We start from the raw sequence: 21,125 nt of genomic DNA on the forward strand, positions 1-21,125 counted from the left end.
CCAGAGGGTGAAGTCCCGTGTCCGGGAGGGCCGTTGGCCGCTACGCGGCTTCGTCGTCCGACGCGCTCTCGGGCAGCGCCCGCCAGAAGCGGTGCACGATCTCCCGGAACCCCGAGTGCCCCGGCTCACCGACCGCGTGACGAACGGCCCACTCCTCCACGGCCGTTCGCTCCTCGGCGGGCCCCGAGGCATGACCGCAGGTCGTGCACTCCATCTCGAAGACGGCGGAAGGGGCTTCGGGAGCCGGTTCACGGACCATCGACCAGCTGCCACAGCTGCCGTCGGTGGTGTACACGCTCACAACGACCTCCTCGGCAACGGGCTCGCACCGCGCCTCACCGTACGCCCCCGGTCCTCGGAGCGGGCAGGGCGCACGTCCTCGGGTGAGGCCTCCCACTCGCGCCCGCCCTCGGGGCGCCGCAGGTAGACCCGGCCGGCCTGGGCGTCCATGACGATGCCGACACGGCCGTACCGCCGGTCGAAGGCGAGTTGACCGACGGGCGGTGACTCGCTTGGCCTGACCATCCCGCTGACGGCTGTTCACTCCCCGGGCGTGGGTTACCGGTTGGTTCCTGACTTCTTGTCACTATCCCCGCTTCCGACCATCGACTGCAAGTACGTCTGCATGAACACTTGCAATTGCACGCGGAGGGAGCTTGAGTGCTCCCTGGCCCCTCGATCCCGCCCCCCAAGGAACGGTCACTGTGCACGAGTTCACGAATGGAATACCCGCGACGCAGATCGATGGCGCGGTCTGGACGAAGAGCACGTACAGCAACCCCAGCGGCAACTGCGTGGAACTCGCCCTGCTGCCCGGCGGCGACATCGCGCTCCGCAACTCCCGGGACCCGGGCGGACCTGCGCTCGTCTACACCCGCGACGAGATCGCCATGTTCCTTCATGGCGCAAAGGACGGCGAGTTCGACGGCATGGTCGGCCAATCCTGACCGTTCAGTAGGGAATTACTGAGCGCTGCTGTACGCGGCGGACCGGCGGGTGGAACACTGTGCTCTCACCTATGCACCCAGGGGAGCCAGTATGACCGCCGCTCAGCCGAACAGTGAGCGTCGTCCGATCCAGCGCTACCTCGAGCACTCGCGCGGTGGGCCGACAGCTCTCCGGATCGTGCTCGGCACGCAGCTTCGGAAGTTGCGCGAGGCGAGCGGCATCAGCACCAAGGTCGCCGCGGACACGATCCGCGGCTCCCACGCCAAGATCAGCCGGCTGGAGCTCGGCCGCGTGGGCTTCAAGGAGCGGGACGTCGCGGACCTGCTCACCCTGTACGGCATCACGGACCCGGACGAGCGCGCCGACTTCCTCGCACTGGCCCGACAGGCGACCGCGCCCGGCTGGTGGCACCAGTACTCGGACATCCTGGCGCCCTGGTTCGAGACCCACCTCGGCCTGGAAGAGGCCGCCTCGGTGATCCGTACCTTCGAGAACCAGTTCGTGCCCGGCCTGTTGCAGACCGAGGCGTATGCCCGCGCCGTGACCCAGCTCGGGCACCCGCGGGCCACGGCCACCGAGGTCGAGCGGCGCGTCAGCCTGCGCCTCGCGCGCCAGGAGCTGCTTCACCGGGAGGATCCGCCCCGGCTCTGGATCGTGCTCGACGAGGCGGTGCTGAGGCGCCCGGTCGGCGGCCCCGAGGTCATGCGGGCCCAGCTCCACCACCTCATCGAGATGACCCAACTGCCGCACATCACGCTGCAGATCGCGCCGTTCAGCCTCGGCGGTGTGGCCGCGGCGGGCGGTCCCGTCACGATCCTGCGCTTCCTGGAGCCCGACCTCCCCGACGTGGTCTACCTGGAGCAGCTCACCAGCGCGCTCTACCTGGACAAGCGCGACGACGTGGACAACTACCTGTCCGTGATGGACCGGTTGAGCGCGGAGGCCGACCGCCCGGTGGCCACCCTGCCGTTCCTGGTGAAGATGCTCGATGAGCTCGACGCGCGGCAGAGCTGACCGGCCCCTCCCCCTCTCCCCCGGCTGATCGCGTCCCCGAGGGTTCCCCGCGGCTCCCGCAGCGCCCTGGAGTTCCCTTCCTCCCATTTTCACCGAAAGGGGGGCGGAGCGGCCGCGGCTGGCGTAGAACACGTTCAACCGTGGCCACTGCGCCCGGGGATCATGCACGCGAACAGTGGGGGGCACTGGCGATGAGCGACAGGGGCGGGGAAAGAAGCGGCAGACGCAGAGCGCGACGGGTGCTGTGGGGGGCATTGATCCTGCTCTGCGCCGGAGTCCTGATGGCGGGCGGCACGGGGTGGTGGGCCGTTGAGCACTACACGGGGAAGGTGAACCGCGTTCCGCATGCCTTCCCCACCGACGTACCCGCCGACCAGCGGCCGGGCCCGAACAAGGGCGGACAGAACTTCCTGCTGGTCGGGGTCGACTCCCGCTCGGAGCTGCCGACCACCGGGACCAACGCCAAGGCGGCGCCGTGGAAGCCCGGGGCGCAACGCAGTGACACGATGATGCTGGTGCATCTGCCGTCGAAGGGGTCCAGAGCCTATGTGGTGTCCCTTCCGCGGGACACTTGGGTGACCGTGCCCGGCCGCGGCAAGGCGAAGCTCAACGCGGCGTTCTCCTGGGGCGGTCCGCCCCTGCTGATCGACAGCGTGCAGCGCCTGACCAGGGTCCGCGTCGACCATCTCGCCGTGATCGACTGGAGTGGGTTCCGGAAACTGACCGACGCGGTCGGCGGGGTCGACCTGTCCGTCGGCGGAGCACCCGCACGGCACATGAACGGCGAGCAGGCGCTCAGTTACGTCCGTGAACGCCATGACCTCCCACGTGGCGACCTCGACCGTACCCACCGCCAGCAGAACTATCTGCGCGACGTGCTCGCCAAGGTGCTTTCCGGCGACAACGCCTCCCATCCGGTGCGGACCAAACGCCTGTTGGACCGGCTGACCGAGAGCGTCAGCGTGGACGACCGCCTCTCCGACGACGGGCTGCGGGACCTGCTCTGGGACGCGCGGAGCCTGCGCGCCTCACGCATGACCTTCATGAACGCCCCGGTGGCCCGCACGGACATGATCCAGGGTCAGTCGGTCGTCCTGCTCGACGGCCGGAAGGCCTCCGCACTGTGGAAGGCCCTGCGCGAGGGGACGATGGAGGACTACGTCACCGAGCACACCGTCGACAGGCTGAGGCCCGTTGTGCAGTAACCCCCCTGTACGGACCAGCAGTCGGCCCCCGCGACCCGGTGCGGGTCGAGGGGGCCGCCGCGCGTACGGAAGAGACGGGAGAGAGAAGCCGTCAGTCCGTGGGCTTCTCGGTCCTGTCACCGCCCCAGAGCGTGTGGAAGCTGCCCTCGCGGTCGGTGCGCCGGTAGGTGTGGGCGCCGAAGTAGTCGCGCTGTCCCTGGGTCAGGGCCGCGGGCAGGCGCTCGGCGCGCAGTGCGTCGTAGTACGCGAGCGCCGCCGAGAAGCCGGGGGTGGGGATGCCGCGGACGGCCGCGGTGGAGACGACGGCGCGCCACGCCTCCTGGGCGTTGCCGATCTCCTCGGCGAACTCCTTGTCGGCGAGGAGGGTGGGCAGGTTCGGCTCGGCGGCGAAGGCGCCGCGGATACGGTCGAGGAAGGCGGCCCTGATGATGCAGCCGCCGCGCCAGATGGCGGCGACGGCACCGAGGTCGATGTCCCAGCCGTACTCCTGACCCGCCGCGCTGATCATGTTCCAGCCCTGGGCGTACGAGACGACCTTGGAGGCGTAGAGCGCCTGCTCGACATGGGCGGCGAAGGCGTCGCCGCCCTGCTCGCCCAGCGTGCTGCGGGAGGGCCCGGGCAGCGTGCGGGCGGCCTCGCGCAGCCCCGGGTGGCCGGACAGCGAGCGGGCGAAGACGGCCTCGGCGATGCCGGAGACGGGGACACCGAGGTCGAGGGCGGTCTGGACGGTCCAGCGGCCGGTGCCCTTCTGCTCGGCCCGGTCCTGTACGACGTCCACGAACGGCTTGCCGGTCTCGGCATCGGTGTGGGCCAGCACCTCGGCGGTGATCTCGATGAGGTACGAGTCGAGGCGCCCGGTGTTCCAGGTGCGGAAGGTCTCGGCGATCTGCGCGGGTTCGTACCCGGCCACGTGCCGCAGCAGGTCGTACGCCTCGGCGATGAGCTGCATGTCGGCGTATTCGATGCCGTTGTGCACCATCTTCACGAAGTGGCCGGCGCCGTCAGGGCCGATGTGGGTGCAGCAGGGCGTGCCGTCCTTGGCCTTCGCCGAGATGTCCTCCAGCAGCGGACCGAGCGCGGCGTAGGACTCCTTCGAACCGCCGGGCATGATGCTGGGACCGTGCAACGCGCCTTCCTCGCCGCCCGAGATGCCCGTACCGACGAAGTGGATGCCGCGCTCGCGCAGGGCTGCCTCGCGGCGCCGGGTGTCCTCGAAGTGGGCGTTCCCGCCGTCGATGATCATGTCGCCGGATTCGAGCAGCGGCGCGAACTCCTCGATGACCGCGTCCGTGGGGCCGCCCGCCTTCACCATGATGACCAGGCGCCGCGGCCTCTCCAGCGAGGCCACGAACTCCTCGGCGGTCTCCGCCGGCACGAAAGTCCCCTCGTGGCCGAACTCCTCCACCAGGCTGTGCGTCCGGGAGGAAGTGCGGTTGTGGACGGCCACGACGTGACCGTGGCGCGCGAAGTTCCGGGCCAGATTGCGACCCATCACGGCCAGGCCGGTGACGCCGATGTGTGCCGACGCAGTGGTCATGTCTCAACTCCGTAGATGAATGGCGCCGATGCGAGCAGCGGCTGTTCGAACTCTTGATACGGGAGTATGGTGCGCGGCGCTCAGGAGGAGCGTGACGCCCCTCACCACCACTCGTCGGGCTCCTCGGAGTTGACCACGTGCACCGCGGCCTCTTCCGCGGACGCTGCCGCCCCGTCGATGCCGATGTCCTGGGCGACGAGATCCTTCTCCTCGTCCGAGTGGGCTCCCTCGTCGGGGGCCACGAGCCGGCCGGCCCGCTCCTCCCCGACCTCCTGGTCCAGCGGCTCACCCTCACCACCGGGCACATCCCCGACAGCGTCGCCGTCGTGTGCGCTCAGGTCCGGCGTCTCACGGGACAGGCGGCCTTCGAGGCTCTCCCCGTCGTGCTGCTCCCCGGCGGTGGTGCCGCAGGTCTCGACGGCCCACGGCCGGTCGGGCGGGGAGTAGCCCTCCTCGTACACCTCGGGCACGCCTCGTGTGTCGAGGGTGTCCTCGGGCTCCAGGAGACTGACGTCGTCCTGCTGCTCCGAGCCGTCCGGCTGGTAGACCTCATCACCCATCATGCTGTCGCTCATCGTCGGCCTCGCTGACTTCTCTCCGCCTTCCGGATGGGTGGCCGCCTTCCCTTTCCAGCATGGCTCAGTCCGGCTCGCGGGGCCAAGGCGGGGCCGGTCCGGCGGCCGGGGCCGTCTGCCGCACCGACCGCAAACTGCCCGGACGGCGCTCAGCGCTCCGCGTCCGCCGTGCAGGTCGGGTCGTCGGCGGCCGCCTGTACGAGGTTCTTCTCCAGGCGTTCGAGGGTGTGCAGGGCGGCCGCGCGCTCGTCGTCCGTGAGGCCGGCCGTCGAGATGTCCTCGAGTTGGCTCCAGACCTCCTCGACCTGACGGCGCAGGGCATGGCTCGCCGCCGTGGGCTCGATGAGGGACGCGCGCTTGTCGGTGGGAGAGGGCCGGCGGCGGACGAAGCCGGACTGCTCCAGGCGTCGGACGGTGCGGGTCATGGTGGCCGCGTCGGAATCCATCAGTCGCACCAGGTCGATCTGCCGCTGGGGACCGAGTTCCCACAGGTGCATCATGACCAGTTCCTGGCCCGGGTGCAGGCCGATGCGGCGCAGCAACTGGCCGGCGAACATACGGTGCAGACGGGCCAGGCGGAAGATCGCGTGACTGACGGGCCCGCCGCCGGCCGCGGCCGGCACCGGCACGGTGGCTTCCCGCCCCGTCACCACAGGCTCGCCCCCGTCGTCGGGCGTGAGCTGTGTCATCTCTTCCTCCCCTGTATCGATCGGCGTCCTTTTACTGCTTGGCCAAGGTAACCCTACCGCTCAGTTGAAGCGGATGGGGCCACTCTGGCGCCTCCTCTCATATGGCCAGGTCAGACCACACCTCCCACGCCATCGCCGTCATGTTACTCACTTCACACATGACCCCGAGGAACAGATTCGAGGTAGTTACTTGTTCGGACAGGTGATTTACTTGTCCAGGCAGGCATCTCTGTCGGTTCGGGCACCCCGTCGTGCCCGTGCCGCGCAGCCACCACGCACCCCGAGGGAACTCATCATGACTATCGCGACCTCCGCGTTCGATCCGATCGACCTGGGCGGCAAGCGCCTGGCCAGCCGCATCGTGATGGCGCCGATGACCCGCAGCCGTGCCTACGGGACCGGCGCCGAGCCGACGGAGCTGATGGCGACGTACTACGCGCAGCGCGCCGCAGCCGGGCTGATCGTCACCGAGGGCATCCAGCCGTCGCCGATCGGCCAGGGCTACCCCGACACCCCCGGCCTGCACACCACTGGCCAGGTGCGGGCGTGGCGCAAGGTGACCGACGCCGTGCACGAGGAGGGCGGCGTGATCTTCGCGCAGCTCATGCACACCGGGCGGATCGGTCACCCGAGTCTGCTGCCCGACGGCCTGGTCCCGGTGGGGCCCTCGGCGGTGGCCGCCAAGGGCCGGGTCTACACCCACGAGGGGCCCAAGGAGTTCGTGACGCCGAAGGAGCTGAGCGAGGCGGAGATCCGGCAGACCGTCGCCGACTTCGCCACCGCGGCGCGCCACGCGATCGAGGCCGGATTCGACGGCGTGGAGCTCCACGGCGCCAACGGCTACCTGATCCACCAGTTCCTGTCCGACCACACCAACCGGCGCACCGACGGCTGGGGCGGTGGCACCGAAGGCCGTATCCGCTTCGCCGTCGAGGTCGTCGCCGCCGTGGCCGAAGCGATCGGCGCCGAGCGCGTCGGCCTGCGGATCTCGCCCGGAAATCAGTACAACGACATGTCCGAGACCGACCCCGACGAGGTCTACGAGGCGCTCCTGGCGCGGCTCGCCGGATCGGGCCTGGCCTATCTGCACCTGATGGAGGGCCCCGACGCCGAGCTGACGCCGCGGCTGCGCAAGGCGTGGCCCGGCACGTTCGTCCTCAACCCCTTCACCTACCCGGACACCACCGGACCCGGCGCGCTGAAGCTGGTCGAGGACGGGAGCGCGGACCTGGTGGCCTACGGAGCGCTGTTCCTGGCCAACCCCGACCTGCCCCGCCGCCTCGCCGCCGGCGGTCCGTTCAACACGCCGGACCGGTCCACCTTCTACGGCGGCGACCACCGCGGCTACACCGACTACCCCGCCCTCAACGGCCCCACCGGCTGACGACCCCGCCAGTCGTCGACAAGTCCTCTACCTGGGAGTTCCTGATGTCCACAGCGATCACCTTCTCCGAGTACGGCACGCCCGACGTGCTGCGGCTGTCGGAGGTCACCACGCCGGAGCCCGGCCCCGGCCAGGTCCGCATCCGCGTGCGGGCCGCCTCCGTGAACCCCCTCGACATGAAGATCCGGTCCGGGCTGATGGCCGGCAGCATCCCGGCCCGCTTCCCCGTGACCCCCGGCCTGGACGCGGCCGGTGTCGTCGATGCCGTCGGCGAAGGAGCCGGCGCGTCCGTGGGCGACGCGGTGCTCGGTGCGACCACCGGCGGCAGCTACGGCGAGTACGCCCTGCTCGACCGGCCGGTGGCCAAGCCCGACGCCGTGCCGTGGGACGTCGCCTCCTCACTCGTCACGGTCGGCCTGACCGCCGCCCGTGTCCTGGCGGAACTGGACGTGCGGGCCGGGCAGACCCTGCTCATCCACGGCGCCGCGGGCAGCGTGGGCATCATCGCGGCCCAGCTCGCCGTCGCCCGGGGCGTCACCGTCGTCGGAACGGTCGGCGCACACGACATCGAGCGTCTCACCACGCTCGGAGCCGACGCCGTCCGCTACGGCGACGGCTGGGTGGAGCGGGTGAAGGCCGCGGCACCCCAGGGTGTCGACGCCGTCCTCGACGCTTCGGGCGCCGGCGTGCTCGCCGAGTCCGTCGCCCTGACCGGCGACAGCGCACACGTCGTCACCATCGCCGACATGTCCGCAGCGCGGCACGGTGTCCGCTTCAGCGCGGGCGGCGGCGACCGCACCGGTGACGCCCTGGCGGAGCTGGTCGGCCTGGCCGCCACCGGAGGACTCACCGTCCCGGTCTGGCGCACCTACCCCCTCGCGGAAGCCGCGAGGGCGCACGCCGACCTGGAAGCGCACCGCAACCGGGGCAAGGCCGTCCTGCTGCCCTGACCTCCGATACCACCGCCCGTCCCGCCCGCTTCGGCGAACTGCGCACCGCCGTCGGAGACTTGAGCGCCCAGACGCTCCGACCGGCTGCGTGAACTCCTCGACGCCGGGCTCTTCACCCATGACCGGTTCCCGCCCCGGGACCGCCACCCGCACACTCACCGCCGACGGCCGCGCACTGCTGCCCGCCCCGGAGCGGGTCGCTGCCGGTCCCCAGGGCGCACCTGAAGCCCGTCATCGAACCCGTCATCCTCGAAGATCGGAACACCCATGTCCGCACACCCCCTCCCCCAAGCCGCGTTCGCCCGCACGGTCCTGGGCTCCGGCCCCGGTCTCGCTCTCGCGCACGGAGCCGGAAGCAGCGTGGCCGGCACCTACGGCCCGATCCTGCAAGGCCTGGCGGCCCATCACACCGTCGTCGGCGTCGACTACCCCGGCAGTGGTGACACCCCCCGCGCCGGCACGCCGCTGTCGCTGGACGACCTGGCCGACCAGCTCGTCTCGGCCGCCGTCGCCGAGGGCCTGGACACCTTCGCTGTATCCGGATACTCCCTCGGCGGCCCTGTCGCGATCCGCGCGGCCACCCGCCACCCCGAGCGCGTCACCGCTCTCGTGCTGACCGCGACCTTCTCCCACCGCGACAACCGGCTCGCGCTCGCCCTGCCCGTCTGGCGCAAGTTGGCCGCTTCGGGCGACCGCGAACTCCTGGCCGAATACCTGACGATGATGGCCGTCGGCGCCGACGCCCTGGACGCGATGCCGGACGAGCAGCTCCGGCAGGCCGTCGGATTCACCGCCGCCAGTGTCGCCGACGGCACCCCCGAGCACGCCGAACTGGCGCCCCGGGCCGACGTACGCGACGACCTGCCGCGCGTCCAGGTGCCCACCCTGGTCGTCTCCACCACCCAGGACCGGTTCACATCCACCCGCCTGCACCGTCAGCTCGCGGACGGGATACCCGGTGCCGAACTGGTGGACATCGCCACCGGCCACCTGCCCATGGTCGAACGCCCCGAGGAGTGGCTGCAGCTCATCGTCGGCTTCACCGGCCGGCACAGCGCCTGACCGCCCCCGGCCCGGATCGCGACACGGCAGCGATCCGGGCCGCCGCGAACGACACTGCCTAGGTGCCCAGGACTTCCCCGAGGTCGTAGCGGACCGGCTCTTCGAGCTGAGCGTAGGTGCACGACTCCGGCTCGCGGTCGGGGCGCCAGCGGCGGAACTGGGCGGTGTGCCGGAAGCGGTCCCCCTGCATGTGGTCGTACGCCACTTCCAGGACTCGCTCGGGGCGCAGTGGCACCCAGGACAGGTCCTTCGTCCCCGTCCAGCGGCTCGGCGCTCCGGGCATACGGCTGGTCGCGTGCGCCTCCTCCTCCGCCCACGCCGCCCAGGGGTGGCCCTCGACGCTGGGCATGCGCAGCGGCTCCAGCTCGGTCATGAGCTCAGCGCGCCGCCGCATCGGGAAGGCGGCGCAGACACCGACGTGCTGGAGGCGGCCGGACGCGTCGTTGAGCCCGAGGAGCAGGGAGCCGACGACCGGGCCGGACTTGTGGAGTCTGAGGCCGGCCACGACGCAGTCGGCGGTCCGCTCGTGCTTGACCTTGACCATGACGCGTTCGTCGGGGCGGTAGCCGAGGTCGGGCCGCTTGGCGATGACACCGTCCAGACCCGCGCCCTCGTACTGCTGGAACCACCGCTGGGCGACCTCGTGGTCATCGGTGACCGGCGCGGTGAACACCGGATCCGCGGCATCGCGCAAGGCGCGGTTCAGGGCGTCCCGCCGCTCACGGAAGGGGGTGTCCATCAGAGAGGTGTCGTCGAGTGCGAGCAGGTCGAAGGCGACGAAGCTGGCCGGGGTGGTCCCGGCGAGGAGCCGTACGCGGGAGTCGGCGGGGTGGATGCGTTCCAGGAGCGGGTCGAACTCCAGGCGGCCTCCGCTGATGATGACGATCTCGCCGTCGAGGACGCAGCGCGGCGGCAGGTTCTCGCGGAACGCGGTGACCAGCTCGGGAAAGTAGCGGGTGAGCGGTTTGCCGGTACGGCTGCCGATCTCCACCTCGTCGCCGTCGCGGAAGACGATGGCGCGGAAGCCGTCCCACTTGGCTTCGTAGTGCATGCCGGTCGGGATCTTCGCCGCGGACTTGGCCAGCATCGGCTTGACCGGAGGCATCACCGGAAGGTCCATGGCTCCTCATTGTGGTCGGGGCGGCGGTCGCGCGCCTGCCGGAACGGCCGTACACCCCGGAAAATCGGCCTCACGGCCGGGTGCGGCGGGCCGCGGACCGGCCTAGCGTGGCCCTATGCGAGAGACGGTTGAGCTCACGGTGGGCGAGCGCACGGTGAAGCTGTCGAACCCGAACAAGGTGTACTTCCCGGAGCGGGGATTCACCAAGCTCGACCTCGCGCGCTACTACATGGCGGTCGGCGACGGCATTCTGCGCGCGCTGCGCGACCGGCCGACGACCATGGAGCGCTACCCGGACGGCGTAGAAGGCGAATCGTTCTTCCAGAAGCGCGCCCCGAAGAATCTCCCGGACTGGATCCCCACGGGACGCATCGCCTTCCCCAGCGGGCGGTACGCCGACGAGATCTGCCCCACCGAACCGGCGGCCGTCGTGTGGGCCGCGAACCTCGGCTGTCTGACCTTCCACCCCTGGCCGGTGCGGCGCGAGGACACCGAACACCCCGACGAGCTGCGCATCGACCTCGACCCGCAGCCGGGCACGGACTACGCCGACGCGCTGCGCGCCGCACAGGAGCTGCGCGACGTCCTGGACGGACTGGGCCTGCGGGGCTGGCCGAAGACCTCCGGCGGCCGCGGGCTGCACGTCTTCGTCCCGATCGAGCCCGCCTGGACGTTCACCCAGGTACGGCGGTCCGCCATCGCCATCGCGCGGGAGCTGGAGCGGCGCGCCCCCGAGCGCATCACGACCTCCTGGTGGAAGGAGGAGCGCGGCGAGAAGATCTTCGTGGACTACAACCAGACGGCCCGGGACCGGACCATCGCCAGCGCGTACTCGGTCCGCCCCAAGCCGAATGCCACGGTGTCGGCGCCGCTGCGCTGGGAGGAGCTGCCGGACTCCCGCCCCGAGGACTTCGATCTGGCGACGATGCCCGTGCGCTACGCCGAAGTCGGCGATGTGCACGCCGACATGGAGGAGCACGCGTTCTCCCTGGACGCCGCGCTCGACCTGGCCAACCGGGACGAGCGGGAGCACGGGCTGGGCGATCTCCCCTACCCGCCGGAGCACCCGAAGATGAAGGGCGAGCCCAAGCGCGTACAGCCCAGCCGCGCCAAGCACTGACCGGCGCGGCCGGGCCGTACGACCGATGCGACGTCACCGGGACGACACAAGGTCGTCCGGTGGAGTCACGGGACGTCAGAACTGGGGTTTTCTGGCCACGCACAGCGCCCAGATGATGAAGGCGTCCAGGGCCATCAGCACGATCGCCCAGAACGGGTAGTACGGGATCGACAGGAAGTTGACGATCAGCGCCAGCCCCGCCAGTGCGACACCGGCGATACGGGCCCAGAGTGCGCCGGTGAAGAGGCCGAAGCCGACGAGGACGGCCAGGGCGCCGATGGCCAGGTGGATCCAGCCCCACCCCGTCACGTCGAACTCGAACGCGTAGTTCTGCGTGGTGACGAAGATGTCGTCCTCGGCGATGCCCATGATGCCCCGGAAGACACTGAGCAGGCCGGTGAGGATCAGCATGACGGCGGCGAACACCACCAGACCGGTGGCCAGCCCCTCATGCTGAGTTCCGTGCTGAGGAGGGCCGGGGGCGGCGGTACGGCCTTCGGTCATTCCGCTCATGGTGCTACCTCGATTCCAGAGGGGTCCGAGAGGTCCGGGAGGGCCCGGGTCAGTTCAGAATCCGTTCCTTGGCGCGGGCGTACTCCTCCTCCGAGATGTCGCCCTTGGCCCTGAGGTCGGAAAGTTTCGCCAGCTCGTCGGCAGTGCTCGCGCCGTGTCCGGTGCCGGTGGCCTCCTTGACGTACTCGTCGAAGGCCTTGCGCTGATCCTGGGCGTGCTGCGCCTCGCGGATGCCCATCTCCTGGCCCCGCGCGACCACGTACACCAGCACACCGAGGAAGGGCACGATGAGCACGAACAGCAGCCAGGCCGTCTTGGCCCAGCCGTTCATGTCCCGGTCGCGGAAGATGTCGACGATGACCCGGAACAGCACGGTGAGCCACAGCACCCACAGGAAGAACCACATCACGGTCCAGAAGACGCCCAGGACCGGATAGTCGTAGGCCAGGTTCACGAAGCCGTCCATCTTCTCCTCCTGCCACTCGTATCCGATCACAGCGTCCGCGAACAGGGGCACGGGGTCCTCACCCGTCAGGGGTGAAGTCGCCGGACGGTGCGGAAGGCCGGGCGCAGGGGCCTGGCGCGCCCCCGTGCGCGCCTGGGCCGCCGGGTCCGAGTTGAGGGCCCGGGGAGGCGGCCATACCGTGGGCATATGGGCGAAAGACGTGGTCCGCGCTCCACGGGGGTGCGGATTCCGTCGGAGAAGATCACGGTTCCCGGGACGACTCCCACCCTGATCACCCGGGAACGGCTGCACGCCGCCCTCGATACGGCGGCTGCCCAGCCCGTCACCCTGGTCTGCGCCCCCGCCGGCTACGGCAAGACCATGCTCCTCGCCGCATGGGTACTCACCACCGGCTCCCCCGTGGCCTGGGTCCGCGTCGACGGTGACGACAACGACCCCCGCCACCTCTGGCACGCCGTACGGTCGGCCCTGCTCGCGACCGGGGCCGTCCAGGAACCGGCGCTGGCCTCGCTCGCCGTCCCGCCCGGCGACATCGCGGCACCCGAAGCGCAGACCCGGGTCGTCCTCGTACTCGACGGGCTCGAGGCCCTGAACGACCCGCTGGCCCTGCACGGGCTGGAACTCCTGATCCGCCACCAGCCCGCCTGGCTGCGCCTGGTCCTGGCCTCCCGCCGCGACCCGCCGCTCCAGCTCTACCGCCTCCGGCTCGCCTGCCTGCTGCACGAGATACGCGAGGAGGCGCTCCGCTTCACCGAGGCGGAGACCGCCGAGCTGCTGCGGGAGTACGGGCTGGAGCCGGCACCGCGCGATCTGGCCCGGCTCATGCGGCTCACCGAAGGATGGCCGGCCGGCCTGCGGCTCGCCGCGGTGTCGATGCGGCTGGCCCCCGACCCGAGCGCGTTCATCGCCGGGTTCAGCGGCGACGAGCGGAGCGTTGCCGACTACCTCGCGGGCGAGATCCTGTCCCGGAGCCCGCCCGCGGAGCGGGAGTTCCTGCTCCGTACGAGCGTCTGCGAACGGCTCTCCGCCGAACTCGCCTCCGCCCTGACAGGACGCCACGACGCGGCCGCGATGCTCGACCGGCTGTACCGGGGCAACGTCCTCATCAGCCGCTCCGGCCCCGGCGCCGCCTGGCACCGCTACCACGCACTGCTGCGGAGCCATCTCTACGCGGAGCTGCGCCGCCGCCACCCCCGCACGGTGCCCGAACTGCACCGCATCGCGGCGGACTGGTACGAGGCCCACGACCTGCCGGTCGAAGCCGTGCGGCAGGCCCTCGCCGCGTCCGATCTCGCCCGTGCCTCGACGCTGATGGAGCGGCACGCCACCGGGCTGGTGATGTCCGGCCGCGGAGGGACCGTACGGCGGCTGCTGGAGGAACTGCCCGAACCGGCCATGATCGCCGAGCCCGGGCTCCTGCTGGCCGCCGCCCTGGCGGACCTGGACGCGGGTGACGTCGTCAGCGGCAGCCGCCATCTCGCCCTGCACGCGCGAACGGAGCCGCACCCCGCCGACCCTCGCGTGCGGGCACTGCGCCAGATCGCCCGGCTCAAGCGGGCCCGGATGGGCGGCAGTCTGTCGGAGGCGCTGCACATCGCCGAGACGATTTCCCTGGGCGCACTGGAGGGTGACGATCTGTCAGCACTGGCGATGGCGGACCGCGGGATGGTCCATGTCGAACTGGGCCACCTCGGGCAGGGCAAGGCCGGCCTGGAGTCGGCGCTCACCATTGCCGTACGGCGCGGCCTCGACCATCTCACCGCGCAGTGCATGAGCTGCCTGGCCGCGGTTGCCGCGGCCGAGTGCAGCTTCGCGCGCGCCGCGCACCTCGGCGAGGAGGCCGCGGCCTTCGCCCTGGCGCGCGGCTGGGAACGTACCGCGCTGTGCGCTCCGGCCTACGAGGCCGCCGCCTGGGCCGAGTTGCAGCAGGCGGACTCCGCCCTCGCCGAGCGCTACTCGCGGCTGGCGCGGCAGTCCGTCCGCGGACAGGCCGACCCCAGCATGGAGTTCGGCGCCCGTATGGTCGGCGCGGTCACCGCCTACGAGCTCGGTGAGCGCCACCAGGGCCTGCTCGACCTCCGCCGTGCGTGGGCGGGATGCGCGGACCGGCCGCTCATGCCGGAACTGGTCGCCTTCGGCGCGGTGGCGGAGGTCGAGATGGCGCTGACCGCCGGCCGTCACCCGTGGGCGGTGGAGGCGCTGGAGAGGGCCCGCGTCCGGCTGGACGGCAGTGCGGAGACCACCGTGCTGGAAGCCGCCGTCCTGGCGGCCCGGGGGCAGGGCGAGTCGGCGCGGTCGGCGCTGCGACGGGCCCTGGACGGATCGGCGGAACCGGTCGTCGTCAGCACGCTCATCGAGGCCTGGCTGCTGGAGGCCCGTCTGTGCGCGACGTACGGCGAGGAGCCTCGCGCGGCGCACGCACTGCGCGAGGCGGTGGAGCTCGCCGGGCCCCGCCAGGCGCTGCGGCCCTTCCGTGTGTCGGCACCCGGTCTGCGGAAGTTGCTCGTCCGCTCGCTGCCGGGCACCGGGCCGCTCGAACCGTTCGCGACCGAGGTGCTGCGGATCATGCCCAACGGCGGGGAGACCGCCGCGGCCGTGACCCTGACGCCGCGCGAGACCGCACTCCTTCAACAGCTCCCCTCGCTTCTCACGCTGGAGGAGATCGCGGCGGATCTGTTCGTCTCGGTCAACACCCTCAAGACCCATCTGCGCAGCATCTACCGGAAGTTGCAGGTGGGCTGCCGCCGCGATGCCGTCGCCTCGGCCCGTGAACAGGGCCTGCTGTAGCGGTCATCGGGCGAGCATCGCGTACGTCCGGCCGCACCGGACACGTGCCCGGTGCGGCCGGCGGTGTCACGCGGCCATGCCCGGCGGTGCCGTGGGGGCGCCGACCGCGGTCCGCTCGGCCCGGTTCAGCATCGCGTCGAGCGTGATGGCGGCGTCGATCAGGCCCAGGTGCGTGAACGCCTGCGGGAAGTTGCCCAGTTGCTCGCCGGTGAGGGCGACCTCCTCGGAGAACATCCCGAGGTGGTTGGCGTACGTGAGCATCTTCTCGAAGGCCAGCCGCGCCTGGTCGAGCTTGCCCGCCCGGGCCAGCGCGTCGACGTAGTAGAACGTGCAGAGCGAGAAGGTCCCTTCGGCGCCGTGCAGTCCGTCGGGCGAGGCCGACGGGTTGTAGCGGTACACCAGGCTGTCGGAGACCAGCTCCTCGTCCATGGCCGAGAGCGTGGAGACCCACAGCGGGTCGTGCGGGGCAATGAAGCCGACGGTGGACATCCGCAGCAGGGAGGAGTCCAGCACATCGCTGCCGTAGTGCTGCACGAACGCCTTCCGGTCGGGGTTCCACCCCTGCTCCATGATCTGCTGGTAGATCAGATCGCGTTCGGTGATCCAGCGTTGCAGGGACGCGGGGCGCCCGCGCTCGATGGACAGCCGCACCGCCCGGTCGAAGGCGACCCAGGACATCAGCCGGCCGTACGTGAAGTCCTGGCGGCCGCCGCGGGTCTCCCAGATCCCCTCGTCGGGCTGGTCCCAGTGCTCGGCGAGCCAGTCGATGATGGTGCTGAGCGAGGTCCAGGCCTTGTGGTCGAGCTGGATGCCTCGCTGGTCGGCGAAGTAGATGCTGTCCAGCGCCTCGCCGTAGATGTCGAGCTGGAGCTGGTCGGAGGCTGCGTTGCCGATCCGCACGGGGCGCGATCCGCGGTAGCCCTCCCAGTGGTCGAGCACGTCCTCGGTCAGGTCCGATGAGCCGTCGACCCGGTACATGATGCTCAGCGGGCCCTCCTTGCCCCCGGCCTTCTCGGAGACGCGGTCGCGCAGCCAGCCGATGAATGCCCCGGCCTCCTCGGTGAAGCCCAGCTTGAGCAGCGCGTAGACGGAGAAGGAGGCGTCGCGGATCCAGGTGTACCGGTAGTCCCAGTTGCGTTCGCCGCCGAGTTGCTCGGGCAGCCCTGCGGTCGGCGCGGCCACCAGCGCACCGCTCGGGGCGTACGTCATGAGCTTCAGCGTGATCGCCGACCGCTCCACGGCCTCCCGCCAGCGGCCGATGTACTGCGAACGGCGCAGCCAGCTCCGCCAGTAATGGACGGTGTCGTCGAAGAGTTTCTGGAACTCCGCGGTGCCGATCTCCCGGGGCGGTCCGTCCGCGTAGGACTCCAGCACCAGCCCGCGCTGCTGTCCGGCCTTGAGGGGCAGCCAGGCCCGGATGCCTCCGCCGCCCTCGCTCTCGACGCGGGTGACGCGGGCGGGGCGCGAGTCCTCGGGCTCCCGCACGGTGTGGACGGTCAGCTCCATGCCGTCGCCGGAGAAGACCGCGCCACGCTCGAAGGCGTGGAGCTGGTGCGGCTTGCGGCCGTAGTCGAACCGCGGGACGAGGTCCACCGCGAACTCCATCTCGCCCCGCACACAGCGCAGCATGCGCACGATGCGGTGGTTCCGGGTGGCCTTGCGCTCCTCCGAGACCGGCATGAAGTCGACCACCTCGCCGGCGCCGTCCTCGGTCATGAACCGGGTGATGAGGATGGCGGTGTTGGGGTGGTAGAGCTGCTTGACGGAGTACTCGTCCTGGACGGGGCGCACACGGAAGTGGCCGCCGTTCTTGTGGTCGAGCAGGGAGCCGAAGACGCTGGGCGAGTCGAAGCGGGGGCAGCAGTACCAGTCGATGGTCCCGTCCGTGGACACCAGCGCGGCCGTCTGCAGGTCCCCGATCAGCCCGTGGTCGGCGATCAGCGGGTAGTCGTCCATGCGCTTACCGTCGCCATGCGGGGGCAGTGACGGCATCACCCGGGAGGGGTGAGATCGGTGTCCGGCGAGGGAGCGCCGTTCGTCCTTCATGAGGGTCCCGGGCCGGACTCCCCGCCACCTGCGGGGCAAAATGTGATCTATTGGGTAATTTGCCAATGGACAGGCTGGATATCCGGTTCTCGACGAGGAGGTTCCGGGATGGGCGATGCCGGGTCCGCACTGTGGTTGTCGGAGGCGTTCGCGGCCATGGCGGAGGCCCTGCACGGGCAGCCCTCACGCGACCAGGTCCTGCAGGAGATCACGGAGCTGGCCGCGACCACCGCGGACGGCGCCCAGTACGCCGGGGTCACCCTGCTGCGGCGCGGCAGGCCCCTGGAGAGCCCCGCGTACACCCATCCGCTCGTGCCGGCCGTGGACCTCGCCCAGACCGAGGCCGGCGAGGGCCCCTGCCTCCTCGAGAGCGGCGGCAGCCCCGCCGAGCCGGTGGTCAGGATCGAGAACATGACCGCCGAGCGGCGGTGGCCCCGGTTCGCGGGCGAGGCGGCCCGCCTGGGCATCGGCTCCATGCTGAGCTGCCGCTTGACTCAGGAGCGGGACATCTCGGGCCGCCTCAACCTGCTGTCGACCGAGCCGGGCGCCTTCAGCGTTGACACCGCCAAGACCATGGCCGTCCTGGCGACCCACGCCGCGATCGCCCTCTCCACCGCCACCGCGGTCGAGAACCTCTCCAACGCCGTCGCCAGCCGCCAGGTCATCGGGGAAGCGACCGGCATCCTCATGGAGCGCCACCGGGTGACCTCGCGCGAGGCCTTCGGCATGCTCGTACGCGCGTCGCAGAGCCTCAACGTCAAGCTGCGCGAGATCGCCCTGCACGTCGTCTCGACCGGTCAGAACCCGGCGGAGCTGGGCCCGGCGGACTTCGCGGGCGCGGCCCGGACGTAGGGGGTGTGCGATGGATCCGCTGGAGGCCCTCGACCGGATCGCGTTCCTCCTCGAACGCTCCGGCGCACCCACGTACCGCGTCCGTGCCTTCCGTACGGCCTCGGGGGTTCTGGCGGAACTGCCCCCCGAGGAGGTGGAGCGGCGCGCCGGGACCGGCGCGCTGGAGTCCCTCAAGGGCGTCGGGCCGAAGACCGCCAAGGTCGTTCGGGAGGCCCTGCGCGGAGAGGTGCCGGACTACCTGGCGAAGCTGGAGACGGAGAGCGAGCGGGAGCCGCTTGACGCGGGCGCGGCCGAGCTGCGCGCGGCGCTCCGCGGCGACTGCCATCTGCACTCGGACTGGTCGGACGGCGGCAGCCCGATCGAGGTGATGGCCCGGACCGCCGCAGGACTGGGCCACGAGTGGGCGGTGCTGACGGACCACTCCCCCCGGCTGACGGTCGCCCGCGGACTGTCCGCGGAGCGGCTGCGCGAGCAACTCGACGTGGTCGCCGCCGTGAACGAGGAACTCGCCCCGTTCCGGCTGCTGACCGGTATCGAGGTCGACATCCTCGCCGACGGCGCCCTGGACCAGGAGCCGGAGTTGCTCGACCGGCTCGACCTGGTGGTCGCCTCGGTGCACTCCAAACTCCGCATGGAGCGCCCGTACATGACGCGGCGTATGGTCGCGGCGGTCCGCAATCCGCTCGTGGACGTCCTGGGACACTGCACCGGGCGGCTCCTGAGCAGCCGGCCGGAGTCGCAGTTCGACGCGGACGCGGTGTTCGCCGCCTGCGCGGAGTCCGGGACGGCGGTGGAGATCAACTCCCGCCCCGAGCGCCTGGATCCGCCCCGCCGGCTCCTGCGGCAGGCCGTCGACGCCGGGGTGTTCTTCGCGATCGACAGCGACGCGCACGCGCCGGGACAGCTCGACTGGCAGGTGAACGGCTGCGCGAGGGCGGGCGAGTGCGGCGTCCCGGCGGAGCGGGTCATCAACACCTGGTCGGAACAAGGGCTGTTGACCTGGACGCGCACACGCGAGGCCCCGTCCCGGGGTTGATGGCCGGTGATCTGCCACCGCCTCCGGCACCCGGACGCCGTTGCAGTGATTCGTACAATTGCCGGTCGTCATCACCGTGTCGGGCGAATCACCGAGACGTGCGGCCCTGTTCCGCACGTACGCGGACAGCAGATGTGATCAACTTGGTAAGGCTTCGCAGACACGCTGGTGAGGTGCTGCGGCGTCCGGCACGACTCCTGTCCCGGCCGGAGGAGCCGACCCGCGGTCACGGCGAGGGCCCTCCCGCTGCATCACGGGACCCGCTCCAGGCGCACCCCCCTGCTGCCCGCTCCTGGCCGGGACAGGAGCTTTCACCCCGTCGGAAGTGACGGCAGCGACCGCCCGTCGCCCCCTTCATCGCCCCGTCGGCAGGTCGAGGAGTGCGGTGAACCCGCCCTCGCGGGCGAGGCGTTCGAGGTCGTCCAGCGCGTCACGGGCCCGGCCCGCTGCCGCCGGGTCGCGCTCCGGGAGGCCGCTCTCCAGGAACTCGTCCTCGTCCAGACGCAGAACGGTCGCGCCGTCCGCGGACACCCACAGGTCGAGATACAGGTCCTCGACGACGAGCCCGCCCTGCTCCACGCTTGCGGGGCGGGCGACGTCGCAGTACCAGCCCTTGAGGTGGCCGTCCGCGCTCCGCACCTCCTTGACCGCGTACCAGCGGTCGCGCCAGTAGTGCTCGGTGAAGACGTCGCCGTGCGTGAAGCGTACTGCCACCCCTCTCCGGATCTCTGCGATGGACTCCCGCTACGTACCCGGAAGACAGCCTGCAGCTCCTCCTCCGCCTGCCCGGACCGCGGTGGAACGAGCGACGGGCGGATGGTGCGCGCGGTGGGTGGACGCGGACGCGGGGCCGGCGGTCAAGAGATGCTCCAAGCCACGGGGACAACTTGGCGAGCCGTACTCCCGATACGGCGACAGGCGCGTGGAACGTCACTCGTCCAGCGGTGCGACGTCAGCCGGGCGACCACTCGTTCGTGAGCAGACCGCAACCTCACCGCGGCCGCCACGTTGAAGGAGCGACGGCCGGTCGGCGGCATCTCCGCCGACCGACGTGAGCGCGTGGCGGAGGGGCCGGAGCAGCCCCCGGCCCTCCTGCCCCGCCCCCTGTGGCGCCCGTTCCTTCTTCCGGCGGGCGCCACAGGCTTGTGCCACGTCGGACCGGTCGGACGGACACCACGCGATGCCACGCGACACCACGCCGGAGCGGGCCATGCCGGAGAGTCACGCAGGAACAGGTCACGCCGTGAACGTGTACGGCGACAGCTCCAGCAGGCGCGTACGGGCGGCCTGCAACCGGTGGGCGAGGATCTCCGCGACCGTGCGCATCATCACCAGCCCCAGCGCCGGATCCTCCTCGCACATCGACCGCACCTGCGCGCCATCGAAGGCATACGTCCGTACCGGGCTCAGCGCTTCGGCGCCGAAGTCCCATTGGTACGGCGGGAACAGCCAGGACCAGCCGAGCAGATCGCCCGGCCCGAGGGTTGCCACGGCCGCTCGCCGCCGGTCGGCCACCCGCAGATCGAGGGTGACCGCCCCGGAGCGGATGATCCAGAAGCCGGCCGCTCTACCCCCCTCCCGGAAGATCTCGGCGTCCTGGGGGAAGGACACCTCCCGGGCGAGTTCCATCAGGCGGTCGCGGGCGTCAGCCGGCAAGGACCGCAGAAAACGGGGCGCAGTAGTCATGAGCGCGAGCCTCCTCGCCTCCGAAGCCACTGCCAGGGCCGCCGGGCGACGAGCACCTGGTTACCCCTATTGGACCCACGATCGCCCGCCGCCGCCATCCCTGGCCGGAGGATCGGGCCCCGCGTGGCCCGGTTC

General features: G+C 71.1%; 20 protein-coding genes and 1 pseudogene. 10 read left to right on the plus strand and 11 right to left on the minus strand.

Going from position 1 to position 21,125, the window contains the following annotated elements; translation table 11 throughout:
- Positions 1-40: 40 nt before the first annotated feature.
- Both ACGFNH_RS05570 and ACGFNH_RS05575 read right to left on the minus strand, forming a co-directional pair.
- Positions 41-301 carry a hypothetical protein gene (locus ACGFNH_RS05570; RefSeq protein ID WP_393651733.1) on the minus strand — a complete coding sequence of 87 codons (261 nt, stop codon included), beginning with the start codon at positions 299-301 and terminating at the stop codon, positions 41-43.
- A complete protein-coding gene (locus ACGFNH_RS05575; RefSeq protein WP_393651734.1) occupies positions 298-525 on the minus strand; it encodes a hypothetical protein in 228 nt (75 codons plus the stop codon). Before ACGFNH_RS05575 ends, ACGFNH_RS05570 begins: the two co-directional genes overlap by 4 nt.
- A gap of 179 nt (positions 526-704) precedes the next feature.
- Between ACGFNH_RS05575 and ACGFNH_RS05580 the strand changes: the two genes are divergently transcribed.
- The 3 genes from ACGFNH_RS05580 (at position 705) to ACGFNH_RS05590 (ending at position 3,167) form a co-directional block, all read left to right on the plus strand.
- Entirely contained in the window at positions 705-947 is a 243-nt protein-coding gene (locus tag ACGFNH_RS05580) for a DUF397 domain-containing protein (RefSeq protein WP_393651735.1), read from the plus strand.
- A gap of 91 nt (positions 948-1,038) precedes the next feature.
- Positions 1,039-1,962 carry a helix-turn-helix domain-containing protein gene (locus ACGFNH_RS05585; protein WP_393651736.1) on the plus strand — a complete coding sequence of 308 codons (924 nt, stop codon included), beginning with the start codon at positions 1,039-1,041 and terminating at the stop codon, positions 1,960-1,962.
- Positions 1,963-2,201: 239 nt separating this feature from the next.
- On the plus strand, positions 2,202-3,167 hold the full coding sequence (locus ACGFNH_RS05590; RefSeq protein WP_393651737.1) for an LCP family protein: 966 nt from the start codon (positions 2,202-2,204) through the stop codon (positions 3,165-3,167).
- Between the two features lie 91 nt (positions 3,168-3,258).
- On the opposite strand, the gene gndA is transcribed toward ACGFNH_RS05590, so the two are convergent.
- The 3 genes from gndA to ACGFNH_RS05605 form a co-directional block, all read right to left on the minus strand.
- A complete protein-coding gene (gene gndA, locus ACGFNH_RS05595) occupies positions 3,259-4,704 on the minus strand; it encodes an NADP-dependent phosphogluconate dehydrogenase (RefSeq protein WP_393651738.1) in 1,446 nt (481 codons plus the stop codon).
- A 101-nt stretch (positions 4,705-4,805) separates the two neighbouring features.
- Complete coding sequence (locus ACGFNH_RS05600; RefSeq protein ID WP_393651739.1) at positions 4,806-5,279, minus strand: DUF5709 domain-containing protein; 474 nt, start codon at positions 5,277-5,279, stop codon at positions 4,806-4,808.
- A 149-nt stretch (positions 5,280-5,428) separates the two neighbouring features.
- Positions 5,429-5,968, minus strand: a complete 540-nt coding sequence (locus ACGFNH_RS05605; protein ID WP_393651740.1) for a MarR family winged helix-turn-helix transcriptional regulator — start codon at positions 5,966-5,968, stop codon at positions 5,429-5,431.
- 295 nt (positions 5,969-6,263) lie between these two features.
- Here ACGFNH_RS05605 and ACGFNH_RS05610 point away from each other — a divergent pair, with 295 nt between their 5' ends.
- The 3 genes from ACGFNH_RS05610 to ACGFNH_RS05620 all read left to right on the plus strand — a co-directional run bounded on the left by ACGFNH_RS05610 (position 6,264) and on the right by ACGFNH_RS05620 (position 9,364).
- Positions 6,264-7,352, plus strand: a complete 1,089-nt coding sequence (locus ACGFNH_RS05610) for an alkene reductase (RefSeq protein ID WP_393651741.1) — start codon at positions 6,264-6,266, stop codon at positions 7,350-7,352.
- A gap of 44 nt (positions 7,353-7,396) precedes the next feature.
- Positions 7,397-8,302, plus strand: coding sequence for an NADP-dependent oxidoreductase (locus ACGFNH_RS05615; RefSeq protein WP_393651742.1), 906 nt, complete (start codon positions 7,397-7,399; stop codon positions 8,300-8,302).
- Between the two features lie 267 nt (positions 8,303-8,569).
- Positions 8,570-9,364, plus strand: coding sequence for an alpha/beta fold hydrolase (locus ACGFNH_RS05620; protein ID WP_393651743.1), 795 nt, complete (start codon positions 8,570-8,572; stop codon positions 9,362-9,364).
- Positions 9,365-9,422: 58 nt separating this feature from the next.
- Here the strand turns inward: ACGFNH_RS05620 and ACGFNH_RS05625 are convergent, their stop codons facing one another.
- On the minus strand, positions 9,423-10,484 hold the full coding sequence (locus ACGFNH_RS05625) for an ATP-dependent DNA ligase (protein WP_393651744.1): 1,062 nt from the start codon (positions 10,482-10,484) through the stop codon (positions 9,423-9,425).
- Between the two features lie 115 nt (positions 10,485-10,599).
- On the opposite strand from ACGFNH_RS05625, the gene ligD reads away from it, so the two are divergent.
- Complete coding sequence (gene ligD, locus ACGFNH_RS05630; RefSeq protein ID WP_393651745.1) at positions 10,600-11,604, plus strand: non-homologous end-joining DNA ligase; 1,005 nt, start codon at positions 10,600-10,602, stop codon at positions 11,602-11,604.
- A 75-nt stretch (positions 11,605-11,679) separates the two neighbouring features.
- On the opposite strand, the gene ACGFNH_RS05635 is transcribed toward ligD, so the two are convergent.
- Positions 11,680-12,108, minus strand: coding sequence for a hypothetical protein (locus ACGFNH_RS05635; protein WP_393652220.1), 429 nt, complete (start codon positions 12,106-12,108; stop codon positions 11,680-11,682).
- Positions 12,109-12,166: 58 nt separating this feature from the next.
- On the minus strand, positions 12,167-12,583 hold the full coding sequence (locus tag ACGFNH_RS05640; RefSeq protein WP_393652221.1) for an SHOCT domain-containing protein: 417 nt from the start codon (positions 12,581-12,583) through the stop codon (positions 12,167-12,169).
- 186 nt (positions 12,584-12,769) lie between these two features.
- Between ACGFNH_RS05640 and ACGFNH_RS05645 the strand changes: the two genes are divergently transcribed.
- On the plus strand, positions 12,770-15,370 hold the full coding sequence (locus tag ACGFNH_RS05645) for a LuxR C-terminal-related transcriptional regulator (RefSeq protein WP_393651746.1): 2,601 nt from the start codon (positions 12,770-12,772) through the stop codon (positions 15,368-15,370).
- Positions 15,371-15,436: 66 nt separating this feature from the next.
- On the opposite strand, the gene ACGFNH_RS05650 is transcribed toward ACGFNH_RS05645, so the two are convergent.
- A complete protein-coding gene (locus tag ACGFNH_RS05650) occupies positions 15,437-17,326 on the minus strand; it encodes a glycoside hydrolase family 15 protein (RefSeq protein WP_393651747.1) in 1,890 nt (629 codons plus the stop codon).
- Between the two features lie 198 nt (positions 17,327-17,524).
- On the opposite strand from ACGFNH_RS05650, the gene ACGFNH_RS05655 reads away from it, so the two are divergent.
- Positions 17,525-18,268 carry a GAF and ANTAR domain-containing protein gene (locus ACGFNH_RS05655; RefSeq protein ID WP_393651748.1) on the plus strand — a complete coding sequence of 248 codons (744 nt, stop codon included), beginning with the start codon at positions 17,525-17,527 and terminating at the stop codon, positions 18,266-18,268.
- A gap of 10 nt (positions 18,269-18,278) precedes the next feature.
- Positions 18,279-19,304, plus strand: coding sequence for a PHP domain-containing protein (locus ACGFNH_RS05660; RefSeq protein ID WP_393651749.1), 1,026 nt, complete (start codon positions 18,279-18,281; stop codon positions 19,302-19,304).
- Positions 19,305-19,658: 354 nt separating this feature from the next.
- On the opposite strand, the pseudogene ACGFNH_RS05665 reads toward ACGFNH_RS05660, so the two are convergent.
- Together ACGFNH_RS05665 and ACGFNH_RS05670 are read right to left on the minus strand one after the other, a co-directional pair.
- Positions 19,659-20,012 (minus strand): annotated as a pseudogene (locus ACGFNH_RS05665) (DUF402 domain-containing protein); the annotation flags it as partial.
- A 528-nt stretch (positions 20,013-20,540) separates the two neighbouring features.
- The gene (locus tag ACGFNH_RS05670; RefSeq protein ID WP_393651750.1) at positions 20,541-20,990 is read right to left on the minus strand and encodes a Crp/Fnr family transcriptional regulator; all 450 of its coding nucleotides are present in this window, start codon (positions 20,988-20,990) and stop codon (positions 20,541-20,543) included.
- Positions 20,991-21,125 lie beyond the last annotated feature (135 nt).

The organism is Streptomyces sp. NPDC048639 (genome assembly GCF_043199075.1).
GTDB lineage: Bacteria > Actinomycetota > Actinomycetes > Streptomycetales > Streptomycetaceae > Streptomyces.

Coding starts and splice junctions, on each gene's coding strand:
- ACGFNH_RS05635 (WP_393652220.1), bottom strand. CDS start 12,108: ATGACCGAAGGCCGTACCGCCGCCCCCGGCCCTCCTCAGCACGGAACT.
- ACGFNH_RS05610 (WP_393651741.1), top strand. CDS start 6,264: ATGACTATCGCGACCTCCGCGTTCGATCCGATCGACCTGGGCGGCAAG.
- ACGFNH_RS05670 (WP_393651750.1), bottom strand. CDS start 20,990: ATGACTACTGCGCCCCGTTTTCTGCGGTCCTTGCCGGCTGACGCCCGC.
- ACGFNH_RS05640 (WP_393652221.1), bottom strand. CDS start 12,583: ATGGACGGCTTCGTGAACCTGGCCTACGACTATCCGGTCCTGGGCGTC.
- ACGFNH_RS05585 (WP_393651736.1), top strand. CDS start 1,039: ATGACCGCCGCTCAGCCGAACAGTGAGCGTCGTCCGATCCAGCGCTAC.
- ligD (WP_393651745.1), top strand. CDS start 10,600: ATGCGAGAGACGGTTGAGCTCACGGTGGGCGAGCGCACGGTGAAGCTG.
- ACGFNH_RS05575 (WP_393651734.1), bottom strand. CDS start 525: ATGGTCAGGCCAAGCGAGTCACCGCCCGTCGGTCAACTCGCCTTCGAC.
- ACGFNH_RS05660 (WP_393651749.1), top strand. CDS start 18,279: ATGGATCCGCTGGAGGCCCTCGACCGGATCGCGTTCCTCCTCGAACGC.
- ACGFNH_RS05620 (WP_393651743.1), top strand. CDS start 8,570: ATGTCCGCACACCCCCTCCCCCAAGCCGCGTTCGCCCGCACGGTCCTG.
- ACGFNH_RS05600 (WP_393651739.1), bottom strand. CDS start 5,279: ATGAGCGACAGCATGATGGGTGATGAGGTCTACCAGCCGGACGGCTCG.
- gndA (WP_393651738.1), bottom strand. CDS start 4,704: ATGACCACTGCGTCGGCACACATCGGCGTCACCGGCCTGGCCGTGATG.
- ACGFNH_RS05650 (WP_393651747.1), bottom strand. CDS start 17,326: ATGGACGACTACCCGCTGATCGCCGACCACGGGCTGATCGGGGACCTG.
- ACGFNH_RS05645 (WP_393651746.1), top strand. CDS start 12,770: ATGGGCGAAAGACGTGGTCCGCGCTCCACGGGGGTGCGGATTCCGTCG.
- ACGFNH_RS05655 (WP_393651748.1), top strand. CDS start 17,525: ATGGGCGATGCCGGGTCCGCACTGTGGTTGTCGGAGGCGTTCGCGGCC.
- ACGFNH_RS05615 (WP_393651742.1), top strand. CDS start 7,397: ATGTCCACAGCGATCACCTTCTCCGAGTACGGCACGCCCGACGTGCTG.
- ACGFNH_RS05605 (WP_393651740.1), bottom strand. CDS start 5,968: ATGACACAGCTCACGCCCGACGACGGGGGCGAGCCTGTGGTGACGGGG.
- ACGFNH_RS05625 (WP_393651744.1), bottom strand. CDS start 10,484: ATGGACCTTCCGGTGATGCCTCCGGTCAAGCCGATGCTGGCCAAGTCC.